1 protein-coding gene is annotated in these 1,409 nt (G+C 50.1%); it reads left to right on the top strand.

Features of this window, described 5'->3' with window-relative positions; translation table 11 throughout:
* The first annotated feature begins 438 nt into the window (after window positions 1-438).
* Window positions 439-876 carry an endonuclease domain-containing protein gene (locus VZT47_RS10415; protein WP_330224894.1) on the top strand — a complete coding sequence of 146 codons (438 nt, stop codon included), beginning with the start codon at window positions 439-441 and terminating at the stop codon, window positions 874-876.
* Window positions 877-1,409 lie beyond the last annotated feature (533 nt).

The following is a 1,409-nucleotide window of genomic DNA, read 5'->3' as shown; positions in this document are numbered from 1 at the left end:
GATAAATAATTCGCAAAGATTTTTTCTTTTGCTAATTCCCACATGCGCTGCCCAGGACCGGGGTCAGGCTCCCCGTGGGGAGCGCTCCGCGTCGCGTTGCGAGGGGAACGACGGGAATTTGCCGAAGGCTGATGTAAAACTCGGAACTCGGAACTTCTATGCGGGTTATTTTCCTCCCCCCTCAGTCTGCGTCGCAGCCAGCTCCCCCAAGGGGGAGCCATTTCGCTATATACTCAAAAGCCAGCCGTGCCCGGCGTCAGGCTCTCCCTGGGGAGAGCTCCGCGAAGCGGTGAGAGGGGAGTTGCGGGAATTTGCCGAAGGCTGATGTAAATCTCGGAACTCGGAACTTCTATGCGAACCATTTTTCATCCTTCATCATGCTTTTCATGCCCGATATTTTTTTGCTATACTGTTAGAAAAGAGCCGGAGGTGATGAGGATGAAAGACTTTAACTACTGGGAATGGCTTGCGGACCCCAATGAGCCCTTTGAGTGGGTGGAGGGCATGAATATACCGGTGAGCGAAGAAATGAAGAAAAAGAGAAAAGAACTCCGGCAGCACATGACACCTGAAGAAAATCACCTGTGGTATGATTTTTTTCTTCCTTACAAGAATTGGACCGTCGATTTCATCCATCAGAAAGTGATCGGACACTATATCGTCGATTTCTTCTGCCCGGAATTTGGACTCATCATAGAAATAGACGGCGGGCAGCACTTTACCGAAGAAGGAAGGAAATATGATGCCCTGCGTACCCGCAGACTCATACATTGGGGCTTTGAAATCGTAAGATACTCCAATAAAGTAGTCCACGAAAACTTCCCCGGTGTCTGTCAGGACATCATCAATCGAGTCAACGAAAAGAAAGGCTGGTAAGTAACTGAAGAAATATACCCGGGAAAATTGAGATAAAATTCTATTCGAAAGGCTCTCCTCAGTGGGAGCCTTTTCGCAATCGACTCAAACGCAAGCCATGACCGTAGACAGGCTCTCCCCGGGGAGAGCTCCGCGAAGCGGTGAGAGGGGAACGACGGGAAATTTGCTAAACGGTAAGCATCACATTTCGACGCTGATCATATCGACATCGCATTCCTCCCCCCTCAGTCTGCTTCGCAGCCAGCTCCCCCAGGGGGGAGCCTTTTCGCAATCGACTCAAACGCAAGCCATGACCGTAGACAGGCTCTCCCTGGGGAGAGCTCCGCGACAGCGGTGAGAGGGGAACGACGGGACATGCCGAAGGCTGATGTTTCACTCGGAACTCGGAACTTCTGGTAATGTTAAGATAAGAATGTACAGAAACTTCAACTTAAGAATGTACAAATTTCTGTTCTGAATGGCGCCGTTTGGGATGAAATTGTATGTAATTATGTTGGATTTCTGTACCGCCTCACCATCCCCACCCGGTGGCT

This window comes from Dialister sp., assembly GCF_036343215.1.
Lineage (GTDB): Bacteria > Bacillota > Negativicutes > Veillonellales > Dialisteraceae > Dialister.
This window is presented reverse-complemented; position numbering and strand designations above follow the sequence as displayed.

What these genes read in the sequence shown, in the direction of transcription:
- VZT47_RS10415 (WP_330224894.1), top strand. Translation starts at nt 439, where the DNA reads ATGAAAGACTTTAACTACTGGGAATGGCTTGCGGACCCCAATGAGCCC.